General features: G+C 68.6%; 18 protein-coding genes. 8 read left to right on the top strand and 10 right to left on the bottom strand.

What is annotated here, in order from left to right; genetic code table 11:
• Positions 1 to 26: 26 nt before the first annotated feature.
• Positions 27 to 1,448, bottom strand: coding sequence for a glutamate--tRNA ligase (gene gltX / locus P7A99_RS00380; RefSeq protein ID WP_277791976.1), 1,422 nt, complete (start codon positions 1,446 to 1,448; stop codon positions 27 to 29).
• 175 nt (positions 1,449 to 1,623) lie between these two features.
• On the opposite strand from gltX, the gene P7A99_RS00375 reads away from it, so the two are divergent.
• A complete protein-coding gene (locus tag P7A99_RS00375) occupies positions 1,624 to 3,684 on the top strand; it encodes a ComEC/Rec2 family competence protein (protein ID WP_277791975.1) in 2,061 nt (686 codons plus the stop codon).
• A gap of 55 nt (positions 3,685 to 3,739) precedes the next feature.
• Complete coding sequence (locus P7A99_RS00370; RefSeq protein WP_277791974.1) at positions 3,740 to 4,489, top strand: isocitrate lyase/PEP mutase family protein; 750 nt, start codon at positions 3,740 to 3,742, stop codon at positions 4,487 to 4,489.
• Between the two features lie 71 nt (positions 4,490 to 4,560).
• Here P7A99_RS00370 and P7A99_RS00365 read toward each other — a convergent pair whose 3' ends face one another.
• The 6 genes from P7A99_RS00365 to P7A99_RS00340 form a co-directional block, all read right to left on the bottom strand.
• On the bottom strand, positions 4,561 to 5,493 hold the full coding sequence (locus P7A99_RS00365) for a family 43 glycosylhydrolase (RefSeq protein WP_277791973.1): 933 nt from the start codon (positions 5,491 to 5,493) through the stop codon (positions 4,561 to 4,563).
• 215 nt (positions 5,494 to 5,708) lie between these two features.
• On the bottom strand, positions 5,709 to 6,416 hold the full coding sequence (gene lexA / locus P7A99_RS00360; RefSeq protein ID WP_277791972.1) for a transcriptional repressor LexA: 708 nt from the start codon (positions 6,414 to 6,416) through the stop codon (positions 5,709 to 5,711).
• A gap of 144 nt (positions 6,417 to 6,560) precedes the next feature.
• The gene (locus P7A99_RS00355; RefSeq protein ID WP_277791971.1) at positions 6,561 to 7,058 is read right to left on the bottom strand and encodes a hypothetical protein; all 498 of its coding nucleotides are present in this window, start codon (positions 7,056 to 7,058) and stop codon (positions 6,561 to 6,563) included.
• Between the two features lie 102 nt (positions 7,059 to 7,160).
• The gene (trpC, locus tag P7A99_RS00350) at positions 7,161 to 7,949 is read right to left on the bottom strand and encodes an indole-3-glycerol phosphate synthase TrpC (protein ID WP_277791970.1); all 789 of its coding nucleotides are present in this window, start codon (positions 7,947 to 7,949) and stop codon (positions 7,161 to 7,163) included.
• Complete coding sequence (gene trpD, locus P7A99_RS00345; protein WP_277791969.1) at positions 7,946 to 8,974, bottom strand: anthranilate phosphoribosyltransferase; 1,029 nt, start codon at positions 8,972 to 8,974, stop codon at positions 7,946 to 7,948. Before trpD ends, trpC begins: the two co-directional genes overlap by 4 nt.
• Positions 8,975 to 8,989: 15 nt before the next feature.
• Complete coding sequence (locus P7A99_RS00340) at positions 8,990 to 9,586, bottom strand: anthranilate synthase component II (protein ID WP_277791968.1); 597 nt, start codon at positions 9,584 to 9,586, stop codon at positions 8,990 to 8,992.
• 66 nt (positions 9,587 to 9,652) lie between these two features.
• Between P7A99_RS00340 and P7A99_RS00335 the strand changes: the two genes are divergently transcribed.
• The 5 genes from P7A99_RS00335 to P7A99_RS00315 all read left to right on the top strand — a co-directional run bounded on the left by P7A99_RS00335 (position 9,653) and on the right by P7A99_RS00315 (position 13,821).
• Positions 9,653 to 10,381: a dual OB domain-containing protein gene (locus P7A99_RS00335; protein ID WP_277791967.1), complete on the top strand. Its 729-nt coding sequence runs from the start codon at positions 9,653 to 9,655 to the stop codon at positions 10,379 to 10,381.
• Positions 10,362 to 10,991, top strand: a complete 630-nt coding sequence (locus P7A99_RS00330; RefSeq protein WP_277791966.1) for a DUF488 domain-containing protein — start codon at positions 10,362 to 10,364, stop codon at positions 10,989 to 10,991. The genes P7A99_RS00335 and P7A99_RS00330 overlap by 20 nt, the downstream gene beginning before the upstream one ends.
• A gap of 14 nt (positions 10,992 to 11,005) precedes the next feature.
• Positions 11,006 to 11,437 (top strand): DUF488 domain-containing protein, encoded by a 432-nt coding sequence (locus P7A99_RS00325; RefSeq protein WP_277791965.1) that lies wholly within the window; start codon positions 11,006 to 11,008, stop codon positions 11,435 to 11,437.
• A gap of 38 nt (positions 11,438 to 11,475) precedes the next feature.
• On the top strand, positions 11,476 to 11,682 hold the full coding sequence (locus tag P7A99_RS00320; RefSeq protein ID WP_277791964.1) for a hypothetical protein: 207 nt from the start codon (positions 11,476 to 11,478) through the stop codon (positions 11,680 to 11,682).
• Between the two features lie 105 nt (positions 11,683 to 11,787).
• The gene (locus P7A99_RS00315) at positions 11,788 to 13,821 is read left to right on the top strand and encodes a multicopper oxidase family protein (RefSeq protein ID WP_277791963.1); all 2,034 of its coding nucleotides are present in this window, start codon (positions 11,788 to 11,790) and stop codon (positions 13,819 to 13,821) included.
• Positions 13,822 to 13,878: 57 nt separating this feature from the next.
• Here P7A99_RS00315 and trpE read toward each other — a convergent pair whose 3' ends face one another.
• Positions 13,879 to 15,414, bottom strand: a complete 1,536-nt coding sequence (trpE, locus tag P7A99_RS00310) for an anthranilate synthase component I (RefSeq protein WP_277791962.1) — start codon at positions 15,412 to 15,414, stop codon at positions 13,879 to 13,881.
• Positions 15,411 to 17,381 carry a peptidylprolyl isomerase gene (locus tag P7A99_RS00305; RefSeq protein ID WP_277791961.1) on the bottom strand — a complete coding sequence of 657 codons (1,971 nt, stop codon included), beginning with the start codon at positions 17,379 to 17,381 and terminating at the stop codon, positions 15,411 to 15,413. The genes trpE and P7A99_RS00305 overlap by 4 nt, the downstream gene beginning before the upstream one ends.
• Positions 17,382 to 17,548: 167 nt before the next feature.
• Here P7A99_RS00305 and tpiA point away from each other — a divergent pair, with 167 nt between their 5' ends.
• Positions 17,549 to 18,310 carry a triose-phosphate isomerase gene (tpiA, locus tag P7A99_RS00300; RefSeq protein ID WP_277791960.1) on the top strand — a complete coding sequence of 254 codons (762 nt, stop codon included), beginning with the start codon at positions 17,549 to 17,551 and terminating at the stop codon, positions 18,308 to 18,310.
• Between the two features lie 837 nt (positions 18,311 to 19,147).
• Here tpiA and P7A99_RS00295 read toward each other — a convergent pair.
• The gene (locus P7A99_RS00295; protein ID WP_277791959.1) at positions 19,148 to 19,663 is read right to left on the bottom strand and encodes a GNAT family N-acetyltransferase; all 516 of its coding nucleotides are present in this window, start codon (positions 19,661 to 19,663) and stop codon (positions 19,148 to 19,150) included.
• Position 19,664 lies beyond the last annotated feature (1 nt).

Genomic DNA, 19,664 nt, shown 5'->3' with positions numbered 1-19,664 from the left:
GCATTTCGCGGGTGCGTTATAGCGCCTCATGCGCGCGACGCCAGCGCATCGTCAAGCCGGCCGAGAGACTCGTCTCGTCCCAGGGCCGCCATGATCTTGTTCAGGTCAGGCGCCTGGGCCCCGCCGGTGAGGATCCCACGCAGCGGCGGACCGAACTTTCCAAAGCCTACGGCCTCGGATTCAGCAAACGATTTCAACAGCGCCTCGAGTTCCGCGACGCCCCACACCGGGGCGGCCGCGAGATGTTCACGAAGTCGTGCGAGGCGCGCGACCGTTTCCTCGGAAAGCTGCTTGGCGGTTTTTTCCTCGAGCGTCAGCGGGCGCACCTTCAGCGCGAAGGCCACGTGCTCGCCCAACTCCAGGATGGTCTTGGCGCCTTCCTTGACCTGCGGAACGGTCGAAGCGATGCGCGCCTCGGCGTCGGCCGGCAGGTCGGCGCCGGCGGCCGTCAGGGCCTTCAGGGTCAGGGCGGTCAGGCGCGCGTCGTCGGCCTGGCGCAGGTGCTGGCTGTTGATGAAGTTCAGCTTGGCCCAGTCCAGGCGGGCAGGGGCCTTCACGACGTCCTTGACGTCGAACCACTCGATGGCCTGGGCGTCGTTGAACACCTCGTCGTCGCCGTGGCCCCAGCCCAGGCGCGCCAGGTAGTTGCGCAGGCCCTCGGGGATGTAGCCCATGTCGGCGAACTCGCCGACGGCCTGAGCGCCGTGACGCTTCGACAGCTTGGCGCCGTCCGGGCCGTGAATCAGCGGGATGTGGGCGAACGACGGCACGTTCCACTCCATCGCCTGGTAGATCAGGCTCTGGCGGGCGGCGTTGTTCAGGTGGTCGTCGCCACGGATGACGTGGGTCACGCCCATGTCGTGGTCGTCGACCACCACGGCGAGGTTGTAGGTCGGCGCGCCGTCGTTGCGCAGCAGCACCAGGTCGTCGAGCTCGATGTTGCGGAAGGTCACCGGACCCTTGACCATGTCGTCGACCAGGGTCTCGCCTTCCAGCGGGCCCTTGAAGCGGATGACGTGCGGCGCGGACGGATCGGCCGGCGGCGGTGCGTCGCGCCAGGGCGAGCGGATGGCGCGGCCTTCGGCGCGGGCCTTCTCGCGGGCGGCTTCCAGCTCTTCGACGGTCATCCAGCAGCGATAGGCGCGGCCCTTGGCCAGCAGCTCCTGCACCACTTCGCGGTGACGGTCGGCGCGGCTGTATTGGAAGATCGGTTCCTCGTCCGACTTCAGGCCCAGCCAGTCCAGGCCCTCGAAGATCGCGGCCACGGCGGCTTCGGTCGAGCGCTCGCGGTCGGTGTCCTCGACGCGAATAAGGAACTTCCCTCCCGTATGGCGTGCATATAACCAGTTGAACAGCGCCGTACGGGCGCCGCCGATATGCAGGAAGCCGGTCGGCGACGGGGCGAAGCGGGTGACGACGCCGCTGGGGGCGGGGGAGGAACTGGACATAGGCTTCGAAGCTGACGGTCTGGAGGCCGCGGGGGCGGCGGGAGGCCCGACGGCGCGCGACGCACGCGCCGGCCGTTGGGCGGCGCGTCTTAGCACGGCCGTTCGAAGGTGTCCTAGTCCCGCAACCTTTGTCACACAACTGATCGACGAGGCGCGCGCCAACGCCGCCCGATGGATGCTGTGGAGCCCGGTGGCCTTCGCGCTGGGCGCGGCCGCCTATCTGGGGCTGAAGACCGAGCCCAGCTGGTCGCTGCTGGCCCTCGTGGCCCTGGCGCTGGGCGTCCTGGCGGTCTGGAGCCGGGGCTGGACGCGCTGGAGCGGCCTGCCCGTGCCGCTGACCCTCATGGCCTTCGCCGCCGCCGGCGCCTTGGCCGGCAAGGTGCGCTGCGACCGCGTCGCCGCCCCGGTCATGCCCGTCGAGCGCGGCGTGCGGGTGGTCGACGGATTCGTCGTCGACGTGGTCTCGCCGGGCGCGGCCGGGCCGCGCCTGCTGATCGCGCCGGCTTCGGTCTCGCGCCTCGCGCCGGCCGCCACCCCGACACGGATCCGCGTCAGCCTGCCCGAAGGTATGGAGGCCCCGCCGCCCGGATCGGCCGTGCGCCTGCGGGCCATGCTGTCGGCCCCTCCGCCGCCGGCCGCGCCCGGCTCGCACGACTTCGCCCGCGACGCCTGGTTCAACGGCATCGGCGGCGTCGGATTCACGGTGGGCGAGATCGAGGACGCAGCCCTCGACCCGCCGCCCTGGCGATTGCGCCTGGCGATGGCCATCAACGCCATGCGCTGGAGCCTGGCCTCGCGCATCGTCGAGCGCCTGGGCCCCGAAAGCGGCGGCATCGCCGCGGCCATGGTCACCGGCCACGAGGCCTGGGTCACGGCCGAGCAGACCGAGGCCATGCGCGCCTCGGGCCTGGCGCACATCCTCTCCATATCCGGCCTGCACATGGCCATCGTCGGCGGCTTCGTGTTCGCAGCCGTGCGCCTTCTCGTGGCCGCCTGGCCGTGGGCGGCGCTGCGCTTTCCAGGCAAGAAGATCGCCGCCCTGGCGGGTCTGGCGGCCGTCGGCGCCTATCTGATCGTCTCCGGCGCCCCGCCGCCGGCCCTGCGCGCAGCGATCACGGCGGGCGTGGCGTTCCTGGCCATCCTCGCCGACCGCCAGGCTGTCAGCCTGCACGGCCTGGCCCTGGCCGCCCTGATCATTCTCGTCGCCCAGCCCGAGCAGGCCGGCGCGGCGGGCTTCCAGATGTCGTTCGCCGCCACCGCCGCCCTTGTGGCGCTGGCCGAGGCGTGGCCCCGCCAGCCACGCGAGATTTCGGTGCCCTGGCCGATCCGCTTCACGCAGGGCGCCCTGGCCTGGCTGGCGATCAGCGTCGGGGCCAGCTTCGTGGCGGGCCTGGCGACGGGCCCTTTCGCCATGCAGCACTTCAACCGCGTGGCCATCTGGGGCCTGCCGGCCAATCTGGTGGTCTCGCCGCTGTCGTCCTTCGTGATCATGCCGTTCCTGGCGGTCGGCGCGGCGCTGGAACCGCTGGGCCTGGGCGGTCCGTTCCTGGCCGTGGCCGGCTGGGGCATCGAGGCCATGACCGCCGTCGCCCGCTGGTTCGCCAGCGCCCACGGCGCCCAGCAGACCGTGGCCAGCGCGCCGGGCTTCACCCTGGTGCTGTCGTTCCTCGGCATCATGCTGCTGTGCCTGTGGAAGGGCCGCCTGCGCTGGCTGGGCGTCCCGCTGTTCCTGGCCGTGGCCCTGTGGCCACGCCCGGCCGCGCCGGATCTCTGGATCGCCGCCGACGGAACCACGGCCGTCGCCCGTCGGGGCGCGGAGGCGGTGCTGCTGCGCCCCGACGCCCGCCGCTTCGGGGCCGAGCTCTGGGCTCGCCGCCGGGGCATGACGCCCGTCGACGGCGGCGGCTTCGCATGCGATCGCGTCTCGTGCCGGCCGGGGCAGGGCGCGCCCGTCGCCGCCAGCCTGTCCTGGACCCGCCGCACGCCGGACTTTGAGGCCCTCCAGCGGCTCTGCGCCGGCGCCGAGGTCGTGATCCTGCGCGGATCCAGGCCCGCCGTCCTCCCGGCTGCCTGTCACGACGCCGTCGTGCTGGCGGGAGAGGATTTCGCCGCCGGCGGCGCGGCCGAGCTCTGGCGTCGGCCCGACGGCTGGTGGATCGTGTGGACGGCGCCCGGCCGCGGCCGTCGCCCATGGACGACGACTGCTGACACGATTGCGCAAGATCCGGGCGGATGATGCCGCGCCGCCGCGGCTATGTCCGGGTGACGACTCGTTTGGAGATATAAGGCCGATGACTGACGCCACGCCCTTCGCCGCCCGCCGCGCCGCGTTCCGCGCCCTGCACCAGGACGGCTTCTTCGTTCTGCCCAACCCGTGGGACGCCGGCGGCGCGGTTCGCCTGCAAAAGCTGGGCTTCAAGGCCTTGGCCTCGACCAGCGCCGGCATGGCCTGGTCCTGGGGCCGCGCGGACGGCGAGGTCAGCGTCGACGAGGTGATCGAGCACCTGGCCCTGCTGGTCGCCGCCACCGACCTGCCGGTCAACGCCGACTTCGAGGCCGGCTTCGCCGACAGCGCCGAGGGCGTCGCCGCCAATGTCGCCCGCGCGGTCGAGACCGGTATCGCGGGCCTCTCCATCGAGGACCGGGTCGGCAAGGATCTCTACGACCTCGACACCGCCGTCGAGCGCCTTGCCGCCGCCCGCGCGGCCATCGACGCCTCTGGCCAGGACGTCATGCTGGTGGGCCGCACCGAAGGCTTCCTGATCGGCCGCGACGACCTTGCGCCGACCATCGAGCGCCTCGTGGCCTATGCCGAGGCCGGCGCCGACTGCCTCCATGCGCCGGGCGTGACCAAGTACGACGACATCGCCGCCATCGTCGCGGCGGTGGCGCCCAAGCCGGTCAACGTGCTGCTGTGGGGCCCCGACATGAAGGTCGCCGACCTGCCGGGACTGGGCGTGCGCCGGGCCAGCACCGGGGCGGCCCTGGCCGCGGCCGCCTGGACGGGCTTCGAGACGGCGGCCAAGGAACTGGTGCTCTAGGCTAGGCCGACATTCAGCAACTTCGTTTTTTCACCGAGCATCCCCGCGAAGGCGGGGACCCAAGCTGCGCTCTAGGGAACCGGCGCCCGCTTGATCGGCAGGATCGCGCCGTCGTCGCCATAGCTCAGCGGCGCCAGGGTGATCGAGCGCCGATGGTCTCCGCCGCCAGGCAACAGCTTGTCGTGATAGAAGAACCACCACCGGCCGTCGCGTTCTATGATGGCCTGGTGGTTGGTCGAGATCGGCAGGTAGTCGAGGATCACGCCGCGATAGGCGTACGGCCCCATCGGCGATCTGGCGGTCGCATAGACGATCTGGCCCGGCCAGCCGGTCGAGAAGCTGAAATAGTAGAGGCCGTCCCGTTTGTGCAGGAACGGCGCCTCGCCGTATTTCTTCTTCGGGTCGCTTGCCGGATAGCCGGTGACCACCAGGTTCTCGATCGGCCCGGCCAGCGAGGCCATGTCGGCGCCCAGCCGCACGATCTTGGGCACGCGGGTGCCAAACAGCATGTAGGCCTGGCCGTCGTCGTCGATCAGCACCTGCGGGTCGATCGGCTCGTCGCCGGCGTTGGCGTCGCGGGCCTTGTCGACCAGTGGGGCGCCGATGGCGTCCTTGAACGGGCCCTGCGGCCGGTCGGCCACCGCCACGCCGATCTTGTCGCCGCCTACGGGCGCATAGAAATAGAACTTGCCGCCGCGCTCGATCGCGCCCGGCGCCCAGGCCTTGGCGTCGGGCCTGGCCCACTTGAACACCGTCACGTCCAGGAACGCCCCGTCGTCACTCCAGGTCTTCAGGTCCTTGGAGCTGTAGAGCCGCCAGGACGTCGAGTCCCAGTACTTGCCCGAGTTCGACGCATCGTCGGTGGCGTAGACATAGACCGTGTCGCCGAACACGTGCGGCGAGGGATCGGCGCTGAACCGCTGGGTGATCGGCTGGGCGCCGGCGCTGAGGCCGAGCGAGAGGCCGATCGCCAGGCCGAGGGCCGCGACGGATGCGTGGGACATAGGAGCTCCTCCGACCGGCCGATGGCGCGGCGTGTCCTGCATGACACGCCGCACGGCCTTGGGTCTGGAGTAGCAGCTTCGATTAACTCAGACAAATATGTGTTCTGGTCCAGCGCGACCCCATTAGGGGCCTTGAGGCGCGCCCTAGAGGCAAGAAAGACGCGGGGGTCTTTCGACACCCGCGCCTCGCGTGCTTGTTTCGGCGACGACCGCCGTCAGTGGTAGCGGCGGATCAGGCCCACCAGCTTGCCCTGCACCTCGACCTGGTCGGGACCGAAGATACGGGTCTCGTACTTGGGATTGGCCGCTTCCAGGGCGATCGAGCCGCCCTTCTTGCGCAGGCGCTTGAGCGTGGCTTCCTCGCCGACCAGAGCAACGACGATCTCGCCGCTGTTGGCCGTGTCGCCCTTGCGGATGATGACGTAGTCGCCGTCGAGAATGCCGGCCTCGATCATCGAGTCGCCCTGCACCTCGAGGACGTAGTGCTCGCCGCCGCCCAGCATGGTTTCGGGCACCGGCAGGCGGTCGCGCTCGTGCTGTATGGCGTCGATCGGCGTGCCGGCGGCGATGCGGCCCAGGATCGGCAGCTCTCGGCTGTCGTTGGCCACGATCGCAGCGGGAGCGGGGGCCGACGGCGCGGGACCGCCGCCTTCCAGCACCTGCGGACGGAAGGCGCCGCGCCCCTTGGGCGGAGCGGCCGTCGTGGCCTGCTGCGGCAGCTTCACCACCTCCAGAGCCCGCGCCCTATGGGCCAGGCGGCGGATGAAGCCGCGCTCCTCAAGCGCCGTGATCAGCCGGTGGATGCCCGACTTGGACGCCAGGTCCAGGGCCTCCTTCATCTCGTCGAAGGAGGGGGAGACGCCGGTCTCCTTGATCCGTTCGTGGATGAACATCAGCAGCTCGTGCTGCTTGCGGGTGAGCATGGCGGCCTCGCAAGTCGTCGCGGAACAAACCGCAAACCTTTCGAATGTTCTCCAGGTGTTCCCGCCTGATGTCAAGCTGACGCGCCGCCGGAGGCCTTCTTGCCTCGACCAAGGCCTTCGGCGGCGCGGTTGGAAAACGGCGATTTACCAAGAAAAACCGATGGTTGCCTTGGCCATCGATTGGTAGCGCGAGGTCGCCAGACCCAGGCCTGCGTCCCATTGGTCGGTGCGGCGGGTATAGGTCAGGGCCAGCCCTGACTGGTCGTCGAAGGTGCTGAGGCCGCCGCCGATTCGGTTCTGGCGGCCGTCGGCGGGAGCGATCGTGTCTAGCGCCGTGGCCATGGCGACCCCGCCCGAAAGCACGTTCCGGGCCTTGCGCTGACCCGCCGCCAGGGCGTCGGTGGTGGAGGCATAGGCCAGGGAAGAGAGCGGAACGAAATAGGTGTCGATGCCCGAGCCGGCGAAACCGCCTCCCAGGGCCGGGCAGTTGGCCTGGCCCGGGCCGGTATAGCAGACGGCGATGCCGGGCCTTGTGGCGCCCTCGAAGCCGGATATGGGAGGCGGAGGTGGAACGACCTGGGCGAACGCCGCCGTCGGCGCGAGCCCCAGGGCTGCGAAAAATGCGATCTCGAGCGTGCGCATTGGCTTTCCTCGTCTATTCCACTGAAGGGATCAGACGAAGGTTTCACGGCTCGTACGGCGCGGGCAACTCCCGCGAACGCAGTTACCTTGGCGAATGATCGCCTAACCGATCAGCTCACGCGTCGCGGCCGTCACGTCGGCCTGGCGCATCAGGCTTTCGCCCACCAGCATGGCCTTGGCGCCGGTCGCTTCCATCCGCACCACGTCGGCATGGGTGAAGAGGCCGCTTTCGGTGACCAGCAGCGAGCCCTCCGGCGCCAGCTTCGACAGGCGCTCGGTCACCGCCAGGTCGACCACGAAGCTCTTGAGGTCGCGGTTGTTGACGCCGAACAGCGTCGCGCCCAGCTTGCCGGCGCGCTCGGTCTCGGCCTCGTCGTGCACCTCGACCAGGGCGTCCATGCCAAGGCGCGCGGCCTCGGCCATCAGCTCGGCCGCCAGGGCGTCGTCGATCATCGCCAGGATGACCAGGATGGCGTCGGCGCCCAGGGCGCGGCTCTCGGCCACCTGCCAGGGATCGACCAGGAAATCCTTGCGGATGCAGGGCAGGGCGGTCGCCGCCCGGGCGGCCACGAGATACTCGTCGGCGCCCTGGAAGCTGGGACCATCCGTCAGCACGGAAAGACAGGCCGCGCCGCCGGCCTCGTAGGCCTTGGCGAGCGCCGGCGGATCGAAGTCGGCGCGGATCAGGCCCTTCGAAGGCGAGGCCTTCTTGATCTCGGCGATCAGGGAGAGCTTGCCGGGCGCGTGCCTGGCTTCCAGCGCCGCCTTGAAGCCGCGCGGCGCCGAGGCGGTCTTGGCGGCGGCCTCCACCTGGCCTTGCGAGCGCGCGGCTTTACGGCCGGCGACGTCCTGGCGCTTGTAGTCGGCGATCTTGGCGAGAATGTCGGTCATGCCGTCTGAACTTCGGAATTGGTGGCGGCCACCAGGCCGGCGAGGGCGGCCTTGGCGCGGCCGTCGTCGAGCACGGCCCCGGCCAGTTCCACGCCTTCGCGCAGGGTCTCGACCTTGTCGGCCACCAGGAAGGCGGCGGCGGCGTTGAGCAACACGATGTCGCGATAGGCGCCGGTCTCGCCGTCGAGCAGGCGGGTCAGGGCCGCGGCGTTGAAGGCCGGGTCGCCGCCGGTGATCTCGGCCAGAGAGGCGCGCTGCAGGCCCACGGCTTCCGGCGTGATGGTGAAGAGGCGCATCGCGCCCTCGCGCCATTCGGCCACCTCGGTCTCGCCGGTGATGGTCAGCTCGTCCATGCCGCCGCCGTGCACCGACCAGGCCCGCTCGGCGCCCAGGGCTCCCAGGGCGCGGGCGATCGGCTCGACGAAGCGCGGGGCCGAAACGCCGACCACCTGGCGCCTAGCGCCGGCCGGATTGGTCAGCGGACCCAGCAGATTGAAGATCGTGCGGAAGCCCAGCTGCTGGCGGATCGGCGCTACGTGCTTCATCGCCCCGTGGTGCGACTGGGCGAACAGGAAGCAGATGCCGGCGCTGTCCAGTGCGGCGCGCTGCTGGGCCAGGCTGGCGTCGATATTGACGCCCAGAGCCGCCAGCACGTCGGCGGTGCCCGACTTGGAGGTCACCGCGCGGTTGCCGTGCTTGGCCACCTTCAGCCCGCCGCCGGCGGCGACGAAGCCGACCGCAGTCGAGATGTTCAGGGTGTGCAGGCCATCGCCGCCGGTGCCGCAGACGTCGACCACGTCGTACGGATGCTCCAGGTGCACGGCGGCGCGGCGCATGGCGCGGGCGCAGGCGGCGATCTCGCCCACGGTCTCGCCGCGCAGGCGCATGGCGGTGACCGCCGCGGCCACCTGAGCCGGAGTGGGCTCGCCGCGCAGGCAGGCGCTGAAGAAGACCTCGGCGTCGTCTTCCGAAAGGGTCTGGCCGTCGGCCAGCTTGGCCAGCAGGGGCTTGAAAGCGTCGGACATGTCTAAAGCCCCGCCCTAGACCCAGATCTGGGCGTCGCGCTTGACGCCGGCCAGGTCGAGGAAGTTGGCCAAGAGCTGGTGGCCGCCCTCGGTGGCGATGGATTCGGGGTGGAACTGCACGCCGTGCACGGGACGGGTCTTGTGCTGCACGCCCATGATCTCGCCGTCGGCGGTCCAGGCGGTCACTTCCAGCTCTTCCGGCAGGTTTTCGCGGCGCACCGCCAGGCTGTGATAGCGCGTGGCGGTGAACGGGTCGGGCAGGTCCTTGAAGATGCCCTTGTTGCTGTGGCGGATCGGGCTGGTCTTGCCGTGCATGACCTCCTTGGCCCGGATCACTTCGCCGCCGTAGGCCTGGCCAATGGCCTGGTGGCCCAGGCACACGCCGAGGATCGCCAGGTCGTCGGGGGCGCCGCGCAGCAGCGGCAGGCAGATACCGGCCTGGTCGGGGGCCTTGGGGCCCGGCGACAGCAGCACGGCCTGCGGCTTCAGGCCCAGGGCCTCCTGCACCGTCAGATCGTCGTTGCGATGGACGACCGTCTCTGCCCCCAGCTCGTTCAGGTAATGCACGAGGTTGTAGGTGAAGCTGTCGTAGTTATCGATGACCAGGATCATGACGCCGCCTTTCGAGCCTCGCTTCTAGGGCTAACCGCCCGCTGCGCCAAGTCGGGGAATGCTTGCATGGCCGCCAAGACTCACGCGAAGGGTGAGTTGTTGTTTCTGTGCGTCTGGGGGTGGCGTTTGTCGTATGAAATCGTCGTCACGGAAGTGACACTGTATGGCAAGTTGCGCTGCGTGGCGGGGTTTGATTTGCAACGTGGTCGGATGATCCGACCGGAGCCGAGCGCCGGTGATTTCTGGCCGGCAGTTTTCTGTGGCCCAAGAACGATTTTCCATCCTGGGCATGTGGTTAAGTTTCTCGGCGCGACACCAGAAACGCCGTTTCCTCATCGCACGGAGGACGTCGTTGTTCACGGAACTCCCGATCGCACCGCAATTTTGGGTGAGGCTGAGTTCAAGAAAGTTCTTTCTCGTGCGGGAGGTGAGACGGCGGCCAAGGTGTTCGCGAGAAACTTAGTTTTTGAAGGACTGAAGGCCTATGTTCCCGCAGGCTCGCAATGTGGATCCCTCGCCTCTGTAAACGTGGGAGCGGAGCGCTTGAGGCTAAACGACAGGCCTTATCGAGGCGAGCACCAACTGCGGTTGGCCGTCGTCGTGAATGATCGACCGCTCAGCTTGCCGGTTGGTGCGAAGGACCTGAAACAAGCCTTCAGGAATGACGGCATTGAAGCTGCCAGTAAGTTGCTACCAAGAAGTGGACTTTGCCAGGTTCGCCTTGGCTTGGCTCGTCCCTTCGACGCCGCGCCTGACCGATGCTATCTTCAGGTCAATGGAATCCATGCCCTCTGAAGCTCGTGTCCTGACCATCGGCCATTCCAACCACAGTTGGGAAAGGTTCTCACAACTGCTGCGCGGCGCAGGAGTGACGGCGGTGGCGGATGTGCGAACTAGTCCTTGGTCGCGTCACACACCTCATTTCAATCGAGATAGCTTGGCTGAGCGATTGATGTTGGAGGGCGTCGCCTATGTATTTCTTGGTGCGGAACTAGGAGGGCGACCGGCGGCGGCGCGGCTGTTCGATCACGGCGTTGCCGACTACGAGGCGATGGCGGTAGAGCCCAAGTTTCGGGAAGGACTGAACCGAGTGGCCAAAGGGGTCCGCTCGCATGTCGTGGCTCTGATGTGTTCGGAACAGGAACCGTTGGACTGCCATCGCTGCCTGCTGGTGTCGCGACGCTTGCAGGAGCGTGGACTTCTCATAGCTCACATTCGCTCAGACGGCACCGTGGAGCCTCATGAGGCTACAGTACGTAGGCTGTTGGCCAGCGAAGGACTGGAGCACGAGGACATATTTGAAAGTGAAGAAGCCCGCATTGCTAGGGCTTACGCACAGAGAGCGCGAAAAGTCGCTTACGCTGAAGCCATGGCCGACACCGAAGATCCATCGGTTGCCGTATGAGTAGTGGCGTCAAATTGGCCACGATCGGCTTCACCCAAACGAGTGCGAAGAGCTTTTTCGAGCGCCTGAAAGCAGCAGGGGTGAGGACGGTTATCGATGTGCGTCTGCACAATACCTCCCAACTGGCGGGCTTTGCTAAATCGGATGATCTGTCTTACTTCCTGAAGGCCATCGACGGTATCGTCTACCGTCATGAGCCTCTACTGGCGCCGACGGACCAGATCTTGAAGGCCTTCAAGAAGGACAAAGGGGACTGGCGTGTCTTCGAGACCAGTTTCATGGCGTTGATGGCTGGACGAAAGATCGAGGACCGGTTGAAGCTCGCGACCTTCGAAGAAGGCTGCCTACTGTGTTCCGAAGCGACGCCGCACAACTGTCATCGGCGGCTCGTGTGCGAGTATCTGAACGGAAAGTGGGGGGGCGCGCTGGAGGTGCGACATCTGTGACCTCGCGTATAAGGGGCGTTTGAATAACAATCTGCCGCATGCCCGTCGCTGATTCCGCCATCGACACCGCCGCCATCGCCTACGCCCGCGCGCTGCTTCGCGCGCCGCGCCGGCGCCAGAAGATGCTGCCGGTGCTGCTGGCGGCGGCCTTCGCCGCGGTGGCCGCGGTCAGTTTCGCGACCGTCATGGTGCTGGCTCCGCCGTTGACCACCCAGCACCTGCCCAAGGAACGCCTGGGCGACTGAGCGGCCTTGTCGCCCCAAAATGAGTTCCTAAGGTTGTAAATTCAACTTGAACGACTCTGGCGGCGCTCTCACCCTCCTGCGATTTTCGGACGCAGGGGGTGCTTCATGCGAAAACTCGGATTGCTGGGCGGCGCGGCTGTCGCCCTGGGCTTCATGGCGGGCGCGGCGGCGGCTCAGGATGCGCCGTTCTCGGATCCGCCGGTCCTGACCACCGTGGCGCCGGGCGCGGCCGCGCCCGAGGAGCGGCCGGAGATGTTCGGCGAGCTGCCAGCCCCGCCGCCGTCCGGCGACGAGGTCGTGGCCAGGCTCGACGTGGTGCTGCTGCCGTCGAAGATCTGGAACGCCAACAGCGGCATGACCGACGACGTGGAACTGCGGGCCTATCGCGACGCCCTGCATCCGGCCGCGCCCGGCCGTCCCTACGTCGCCCCGACCCTGGTCTCGCGTCCGGGCCAGACCGTGCGGGTCAAGATCCGCAACCTGCTGCCGCCCGAGGCCAACTGCCCTGGCCACCCCAAGGACATCAACGTCCCGCACTGCTTCAACACCACCAACCTGCACAGCCACGGGCTGTGGGTCAGCCCGGCCGGCATCAGCGACAACGTACTGCGTCAGCTGCCGCCCAACCCCGACTTCACCTACGAGTACGAGTACAACATCCCGGGCGACCACCCGGCCGGCACCTTCTGGTACCATCCGCACGTCCACGGCTCGACGGCGATCCAGGTGGCCAGCGGCCTGGCCGGCGCGCTGGTGATCAAGGGCGACCGCCTGCCGCGCGTGGACGCGGCGACCAAGGCGGTGATCCCGGGCGACGTCGACCTCCTGCTGCGCAAGGCGCCTGACCACGTCTTCGTGCTGCAACAGATCCAGTACGCCTGCCGCGACGCCGCCGGGAAGGTGAAGACCAATGCCGACGGCACCTGGCGCTGCGATGCCGGCCAGGTGGGCAAGCTCGACGGCTACGACCTGTTCGGCGGTCCGCGCTGGAAGAACTCCGGACGCTTCACCACGGTCAACGGCGCCACCGTCGAGGTGCTCGAGCAGAAGGCCGTGGCCGGCGCGCCCGAGCGCTGGCGCTTCGTCCACGGCGGCGTCGCCGACACGGTGAAGGTCTCGATCCGCAAGCGCACCGGCAAGAAGTCACTGGAGGCCATCGCCAAGGCCGGCGCCATTTCGCAGGACGCCCTGATCGCCAAGGAGTGCGCTCCCTCCAGCCAGGCCATCGCCCAGTTCGAGATCGCCGCCGACGGCCTGACCCGCGAGGCAGTGCTGGAGCGGACCTCGACGGTGCTGCAGCCCGGCTATCGCAGCGACATCCTGGTCAGCTTCCCCGAAACCGGCTCCTACTGCGTGATCGACGAACAGGTCGACGTGAAGAAGGACGCCATCGAGGGCAGCTCGGACCGTCGCCAGTTGCTGTTCCTCGTCGACGTCGTCGCCGGCCAGCCCAAGGCCGCCACGCCGCGCGACCAGGTCAAGACGCTGCTGGTCGAGGCCGCCCGCAACCTGCCGATCACCGATCCGGCCCTGGCCGAAAGCGTCGTGGCCGGCCTGGAGCGAGACCTGTCGCTGGCCGCCTTCAAGCCGCACGCCAGCCTGCTGGCGACCAAGCCCGACAACGACCAGCCGCTGATCTTCTGGCTGAAGGTCAAGTCACCGGACGGCGGCGAGGGCCCCGGCCTTGGCCGCACCATGGCGACCGCCCGCCGCTTCGATCCCAACGACTTCTCGCGCACCCTGGTGCTGGGCGACACCGACCGCTGGACGCTGGAGACCGCCGACGTCGGCCACCCGTTCCACATTCACGTCAATCCGTTCGAGATCGAGTCGGTGATCGACAAGAACGGCGTGGACCTGACCCAGCAGGCCGGTTCGCAGTATTTCGGCATGAAGGGCGTCTTCAAGGACACCGTCTTCGTCGAGCCCGAGGTCAAGGTGAACGTGCGCACTCACTACGAGCGCTACATCGGCGATTTCGTCCTGCACTGCCACATCCTCAACCACGAGGACGCCGGCATGATGGAGATGGTCCGCATCGCCGACCGCGGTCCGGACGGCAAGCCCATGGCCCTGGGTCACGGCCTGACCGACGCGGTCGGCCCCGAAGGCGCGGCCCGGCCGCACACCGGGCACTAGAACGCAGAAGGGGCGGCCGATGGGCCGCCCCTTCCTCTTTTCCGCAAAAGCCGCCGATCAGGCGAAGCGCCAGGCTTCCTCGGCGGCGCGCTTGAGGGCGCGGGACTTGTGCAGGGTCTCGTCGTATTCGGCGTCCGGGTCGCTGTCGGCCACCACGCCGCCGCCGGCCTGGACGTACATCATGCCGTCCTTGACCAGGGCGGTGCGCAGCACGATGCAGGTGTCCACCGAGCCGTCGGCGCCGATATAGCCCACCGCGCCGGCGTAGCCGATGCCGCGCTTTTCGACTTCCAGCTCGTCGATGATCTCCATCGCCCGCACCTTCGGCGCGCCCGACAGCGTGCCGGCGGGCAGGGCGGCCATCAGCACGTCCACCGGATCGACGTTCTGCGGCGCGTCGCCCTCGACGTTCGAGACGATGTGCATCACGTGGCTGTAGCGCTCGATCGTGAAGCTGTCGGTGACCCGCACATTGGCGTGCTTGCCGGCCTTGGGCTTCTCGTTCGAACCCGTCTGGCCCAGCATGGCCACCCGGCCCACGTCGTTGCGGCCCAGATCCAGCAGCATCAGGTGCTCGGACCGTTCCTTCGGATCGGCCAGCAGCTCTTTTTCCAGCGCCAGGTCTTCTTCCGGCGTGGCGCCGCGCGGGCGGGTGCCGGCGATCGGGCGGATGGTGATCTTGCCGTCGCGCAGGCGCACCAGGATCTCGGGGCTGGAGCCCACCAGGTTGAAGCCGTCCAGGTCCAGGAAGAACAGGAACGGCGACGGGTTGGTCCGGCGCAGCGAGCGGTAGAGGGCGAAGGCGTCCAGGCCGAAAGGCGCGCGGAAGCGGTGGCTGGGCACCACCTGGAAGATATCGCCGGCCCGGATGTACTCCTTGGCCTTCTCGACGACGTCCCGATAGTCCTCGCGGCTGACCGGGGTGGTGAACTCCATCGGCCCCTGGGGCGCGCGGGGGGCGTCGTGAGCCAGCGGACGACGCAGGTCGGCCATCACCGTCTCGATGCGCTCGCGGGCCGCCGCATAGGCTTCCTTGGCCGACACGCCGGGCGTCGGACGCGCCGTCGTGGTCAGGATGATCTCCTGGGCGATGGCGTCGAACACCGCCACGATCGACGGACGGGTCATGATGCCGTCGGGCAGGCCCAGGGCGTCCGGATTGATGTCCGGCAGCTTCTCGACCAGGCGCACGGTGTCGTAGCCAAGCGCGCCGAAGATCCCCGCCGCCATCGGCGGCAGGCCGGCGGGCAGGTCCATCTTCGATTGGGCGATCAGGTCGCGCAGGCTATCCAGCGCGCCGCCGTCCAGCGGAGCGAACTTGCCGGCGGCGATGTCGTCGCCGCGCGCGATCTCGGCCTTGTCGCCGCGGCAGCGCCAGACGACGTCGGGCTTCATGGCCACGATCGAATAGCGGCCGCGCCAGGCGCCGCCCTCGACGCTTTCGAACAGGAAGGCGTACGGACGGCCGTGGCCGATCTTCAGATAGGCCGAGACCGGGGTTTCCAGGTCGTCGATCAGCCGCGTCCAGACCAGCTGCGGGAGGCCGGCGTCGTAGCCGGCCGCGAAGGCGTCGTAGCCAGGCTCCAGGCTCATTGAGCCGCGGCCTTCTTGGCGCCGCCCTTGGCGCCGGCGTCCTTCTCGGCCTTGGCCAGGGCTTCGGTGTCGACGCCGATCGCCTGGCGGGCCAGGTTGAGGTTCAGCTTCGGCTTCAGCTTGTCGCGGGCGGCGGCGCGGCCGGCCTGACCGATATCGCGCATGTAGGCCATGCTGGTCTGCGGGCGCATGCCTTCGGCGGCGCGGGCGATCTCGGCCGTGTCGCCGGGGCGGACGGTGTCGATGCGGCCGACGAAGTAGCCGATCTGCGGGGCGCGGGCGGCGAAGGTTTCGCCGGGCTTGGCGTTGAACGAGGCGATCAGCAGGTCTCGGCCCAGGGCCTGGTGCTGCTGGGCGTTTTCGCGCGACAGGCCCGCGACCTTCTCGACCTTGGTGTTCACCGAGGCGGCCACGGCGTCGATCGATTCGCCCTTGCGGACGCGGGCGACCAGTTCGTCGGCCTTGGCCTTGAGGCGCTTGACCATCTCGTTGAGCATCCACTGCTGGGTCAGCATCGGCTTGACCTCGGCCAGCGGCGGCAGGGCGGCCTTGTTCACCTTCTCGACGCGGACGGCGAAGTATTCGCCCTTGCCCGCTTCGATCAGCTCGCTCTCGCCGCCGGCCGGCAGGGCGAAGGCGGCCTTCAGCACGTCGGGGGTCAGGCCCGCGGCCGGCTGGCCGCCGAGGTCCGTGCCCTGGGCCGTCAGCGGGGCGGTCGTGACCACCAGGGCGCCGGCCTTGCCGGCGGCGTCGACGACGTTGGCGCCGGCGTCACGGGCGTCCTGGAAGGCCTGGGTCTGGTCATAGGCCTTGGTCTGGGCGGCCTGCACGCGCAGGTCGGCTTCGATCTGCGGACGGGCGGCTTCCAGCGAGGCGGCCTTGGCGGCGTTGATCTTCAGAACCTTGATGACCGACTGGCCCAGCTCGCCGGCGATCGGCGCGCTGACCTGGCCTTCGCCCAGGCCGAAGGCGGCGTCGGCCACCTTGCGGTCGGGCAGGGCGGTCTTGGGCTTGTCGAGGATCATCACCGGCTGCTTGCCGTAGGCCTTGGCCACGTCGGCCGGGGCCTCGCCCTTGCGCAGGCGCTCGGCGATGGCGGCGGCGGCCTTGGCGTCCGGGGCGACGATCTGCACCAGCGAACGGGTTTCCGGCTGGGCCAGGGTGTCCTTGCGGAAGTCGAAGGTCTTCTGAACCTCGGCCGGATCGACGGTCACCGAGGACTCCAGGGCCTTGGCGCTGAAACGCACGACCGACAGGACCCGGGTCTCGGGCAGGGTCAGGCGGGCGGCGTTCTCGGTCATGAACGCCTGCAGCTGGGCGTCGGTCGGCAGGGCCGGCTGGGCGACGTTGGCCGGGGTCAGGAGGAAGGCCGACAGGTCGCGGTTCTCATAGCCGTAGACGGCCTGCAGGGCCGAATAGATGCGCGGGGTGCGCAGGCCGTTGGCGACGCTGGCGAAGTATTGCGACTGGGCGATCTCGTCGCGCAGCGAGGCTTCGTACGAGGCCGGGGTCAGGTTGTTCTGCGCCAGCAGGGCCTGGTACATCTGCTTGTCGAACTTGCCGGTGACCGGATCGAACGGGCGCACGCCGGCGGGCAGGGCGCTCAGCTGCTTGTGCAGCACTTCGCCGACCAGGGCTTCCGACGGGCGCACGCCCATCTTCTTGATCAGCTCGGCCATCGATTCCTGCAGGGCCAGTTCCTGCAGCATGCCGCGATCCACGCCGGCGGCGACCGCGCCGTCGGGGGTCAGGGTCTCGCCCTGCTTCTGCATCTGCTCGCGGTAATTGTCGAAGCGGGCCTTGAAGTCCTCGGGCGACAGCGAGCGCGAACCGACGACGATCACCTTGCTGCTGCTGGGCTGACTGAAGACGTCGCTGATGCCGAAGACGGCGAAGCTGACGATCAGCAGACCGAAAAGGACGATCGCGAAGGGCGATTTGGCGAAAGAGCGAAAGCCGGCGAGCATGACGTTTGAGACTACCTTCTTCGATTCCGCCCGATTGCGTGCGCCTGCACGGCCGCTCAGGGGCGACGCATCCAGTGCGAGCAAGCGGGTATAGTAGAGGCCAAGGTGCGTGAGCAAGCCGAAGCGGACTTGACTTACCAAGGGAGCGCGTCCCCAAAGCCAACCTCATGACCGTTTCTCTTACGACGCCCCGGCCGTTGATCGCCGGGAACTGGAAGATGTTCGGCCTTGAGGCCTCGCTGGACGAGGCCAGAGCCGTGGCCGCCGCGGTGGCGCAAGCCCCGCCCGCGGCGCGTGTCGCCATCTGTCCGCCCGCCACCTTGCTGCACCGCATGTCCGAGGCGCTCTCGGGCGAGTCGGTGATCGTCGGCGGCCAGGACTGTCACGCCGCGCCGCAAGGGGCCTACACCGGCGACATCTCGGCGCCCATGCTGGCCGACGCCGGCGCCACCCTGGTGATTCTCGGTCACTCCGAGCGTCGCGGCAGTTATGACGAGACCTGCGAGGAAGTGTCGGCCAAGGTTCTGGCCGCCCTGGCCGCCGGGCTCGAACCGGTGATCTGCCTGGGCGAGACCCTGGCCCAGCGCGAGGCCGGCCAGGCCGAAGCGATCGTCACCGGCCAGGCCCGCAACTCCCTGCCCGACGAACTGGCCGGCCAGGCCTTCGCGGTGGCCTATGAGCCCGTGTGGGCCATCGGTACGGGCCACACGCCCACCATCGCCGACATCGGCGCTATCCACGCGGCGATCCGCGCCGTGCTGGTCGAGCGCTTCGGCGACCACGGCGCGACGATCCCGATTCTCTACGGCGGTTCGGTGAAGCCCGAGAACGCCGCCGAGATCCTGGCCACGCCCGAGGTTGGCGGCGCCCTGGTCGGCGGCGCCTCGCTGAAGGCCAAGGACTTCCTGGCCATCATCGCGGCGGCTTAGAGGTCTCAAAGCCCTTCCCCCTCGATGGGGGAAGGGTTGGGATGGGGGTGACGCTGGCCGTTCCGCTTGCACCGCCGCTTCAAGTCCGACCGCCGCAACCACCCTCAACCCCGGCCCTTCCCCCATCGAGGGGGAAGGGAGAAGACAGCCGGGCGGGGATAGAGCATCGCGTATCCCCGGCGCTTCCCGAAAAGAGTCCCACAAACTCAACCGCTTGCAACTTTCTCACGCGCCTGGATCAGACGCGCTGAATCCCGCCGCATAATCACAGCTGTCCCGTCGCAGGGAGAGGGCGCAAGGATCCGGCCCGAAGCGGCGACGTGGATGCGATCGAGCGGGGCTGAAGGAGCGGCGTGAGCCGGGCCTGAAGGCTTAAATGAGGATGGGGGACGTAAACCCATCCATCGGGAAGCTGCCGACCTATGGCTTCCCGCCCGTCCAAGGGGCCGCGCCGCCATGCACGCCTGGCCGCCAAGAAACGGGGCGCACTGCATGGGGAAGGGGCAAAAGGCGGAAGAGGCCTGCGCGCCCCGGCCTGAGGACAAACGATCGCGCGGGGCGTTTAAGCTTCGTCGAAACGGTATTTGAAACTCACACATCCGGGCGAAGCCCGGACGCCCCGCGCCCTCTCCATCAACTCAGCGGCAAGCCGCGTGAGATCGCAAACCTGTTCCCTCTCCCCTTGCGGGAGAGGGGGGCCTGCGAAGCAGGTCGGGTGAGGGGTCTCTCAGAACCGTCCGCGCGGCAGCGGTCCGACCGGCTGCGGTCTTTCATTTCTGAGAGACCCCTCATCCGTCGGCCTTCGGCCGCCACCTTCTCCCGCAAGGGGAGAAGGACTCAAAGCTCCAGGTCGAACAGCCGTCCATCCCGGCGCTCGCCGTCGCGGTCGACCTGGCCCTTCAGATAGGCCGCGCCCTTGAAGCCAAGCCGCTCCAGCAGCTTCTCGGCGCGGGCGTCGCCGACCTGGGTGCGGGCGATGATGTGCTTGAGCTCGCTGGCGGCGGCGTGGGCGAGGAGGGCGGTGACCGCTTCGTGGGCGTAGCCGCGGCCCCAGCTGTCGCGGGCGACGATGAAGCGCAGCTCGGCCCGGTGGCGGCGCTCGTCGATCTCGACGAACTCGCAGGCGCCGACGAAGTCGCCGGTCGCGGTCAGCCGGATGGTCCAATAGAGCGCCGCGCCGGCCTGCATGTCCTCGACCTGGCCGACGACGCAGGCGGCGACCTCGTCGGGATCCTCCAGCGGCGCGCGGTCCCAGTGGGCCATCAGCTCCGGATCACTGAGGAACGGATAGATGAGCGGAGCGTCTTCGGCGACCAGCGGCTTCAGCGTCAGGCGTTCGGTCTCGAGAATCATG

The sequence above is a fragment of the Caulobacter endophyticus genome (assembly GCF_029543245.1).
Classification (GTDB): Bacteria; Pseudomonadota; Alphaproteobacteria; order Caulobacterales; family Caulobacteraceae; genus Caulobacter; species Caulobacter endophyticus_A.
This window is presented reverse-complemented; position numbering and strand designations above follow the sequence as displayed.

Excerpts from the sequence above, each read along its gene's own strand:
- gltX (WP_277791976.1), bottom strand. The coding sequence starts at position 1,448 with ATGTCCAGTTCCTCCCCCGCCCCCAGCGGCGTCGTCACCCGCTTCGCC.
- P7A99_RS00375 (WP_277791975.1), top strand. The coding sequence starts at position 1,624 with ATGCTGTGGAGCCCGGTGGCCTTCGCGCTGGGCGCGGCCGCCTATCTG.
- P7A99_RS00370 (WP_277791974.1), top strand. The coding sequence starts at position 3,740 with ATGACTGACGCCACGCCCTTCGCCGCCCGCCGCGCCGCGTTCCGCGCC.
- P7A99_RS00365 (WP_277791973.1), bottom strand. The coding sequence starts at position 5,493 with ATGTCCCACGCATCCGTCGCGGCCCTCGGCCTGGCGATCGGCCTCTCG.
- lexA (WP_277791972.1), bottom strand. The coding sequence starts at position 6,416 with ATGCTCACCCGCAAGCAGCACGAGCTGCTGATGTTCATCCACGAACGG.
- P7A99_RS00355 (WP_277791971.1), bottom strand. The coding sequence starts at position 7,058 with ATGCGCACGCTCGAGATCGCATTTTTCGCAGCCCTGGGGCTCGCGCCG.
- trpC (WP_277791970.1), bottom strand. The coding sequence starts at position 7,949 with ATGACCGACATTCTCGCCAAGATCGCCGACTACAAGCGCCAGGACGTC.
- trpD (WP_277791969.1), bottom strand. The coding sequence starts at position 8,974 with ATGTCCGACGCTTTCAAGCCCCTGCTGGCCAAGCTGGCCGACGGCCAG.
- P7A99_RS00340 (WP_277791968.1), bottom strand. The coding sequence starts at position 9,586 with ATGATCCTGGTCATCGATAACTACGACAGCTTCACCTACAACCTCGTG.
- P7A99_RS00335 (WP_277791967.1), top strand. The coding sequence starts at position 9,653 with ATGGCCGCCAAGACTCACGCGAAGGGTGAGTTGTTGTTTCTGTGCGTC.
- P7A99_RS00330 (WP_277791966.1), top strand. The coding sequence starts at position 10,362 with ATGGAATCCATGCCCTCTGAAGCTCGTGTCCTGACCATCGGCCATTCC.
- P7A99_RS00320 (WP_277791964.1), top strand. The coding sequence starts at position 11,476 with ATGCCCGTCGCTGATTCCGCCATCGACACCGCCGCCATCGCCTACGCC.
- P7A99_RS00315 (WP_277791963.1), top strand. The coding sequence starts at position 11,788 with ATGCGAAAACTCGGATTGCTGGGCGGCGCGGCTGTCGCCCTGGGCTTC.
- trpE (WP_277791962.1), bottom strand. The coding sequence starts at position 15,414 with ATGAGCCTGGAGCCTGGCTACGACGCCTTCGCGGCCGGCTACGACGCC.
- P7A99_RS00305 (WP_277791961.1), bottom strand. The coding sequence starts at position 17,381 with ATGCTCGCCGGCTTTCGCTCTTTCGCCAAATCGCCCTTCGCGATCGTC.
- tpiA (WP_277791960.1), top strand. The coding sequence starts at position 17,549 with ATGACCGTTTCTCTTACGACGCCCCGGCCGTTGATCGCCGGGAACTGG.
- P7A99_RS00295 (WP_277791959.1), bottom strand. The coding sequence starts at position 19,663 with ATGATTCTCGAGACCGAACGCCTGACGCTGAAGCCGCTGGTCGCCGAA.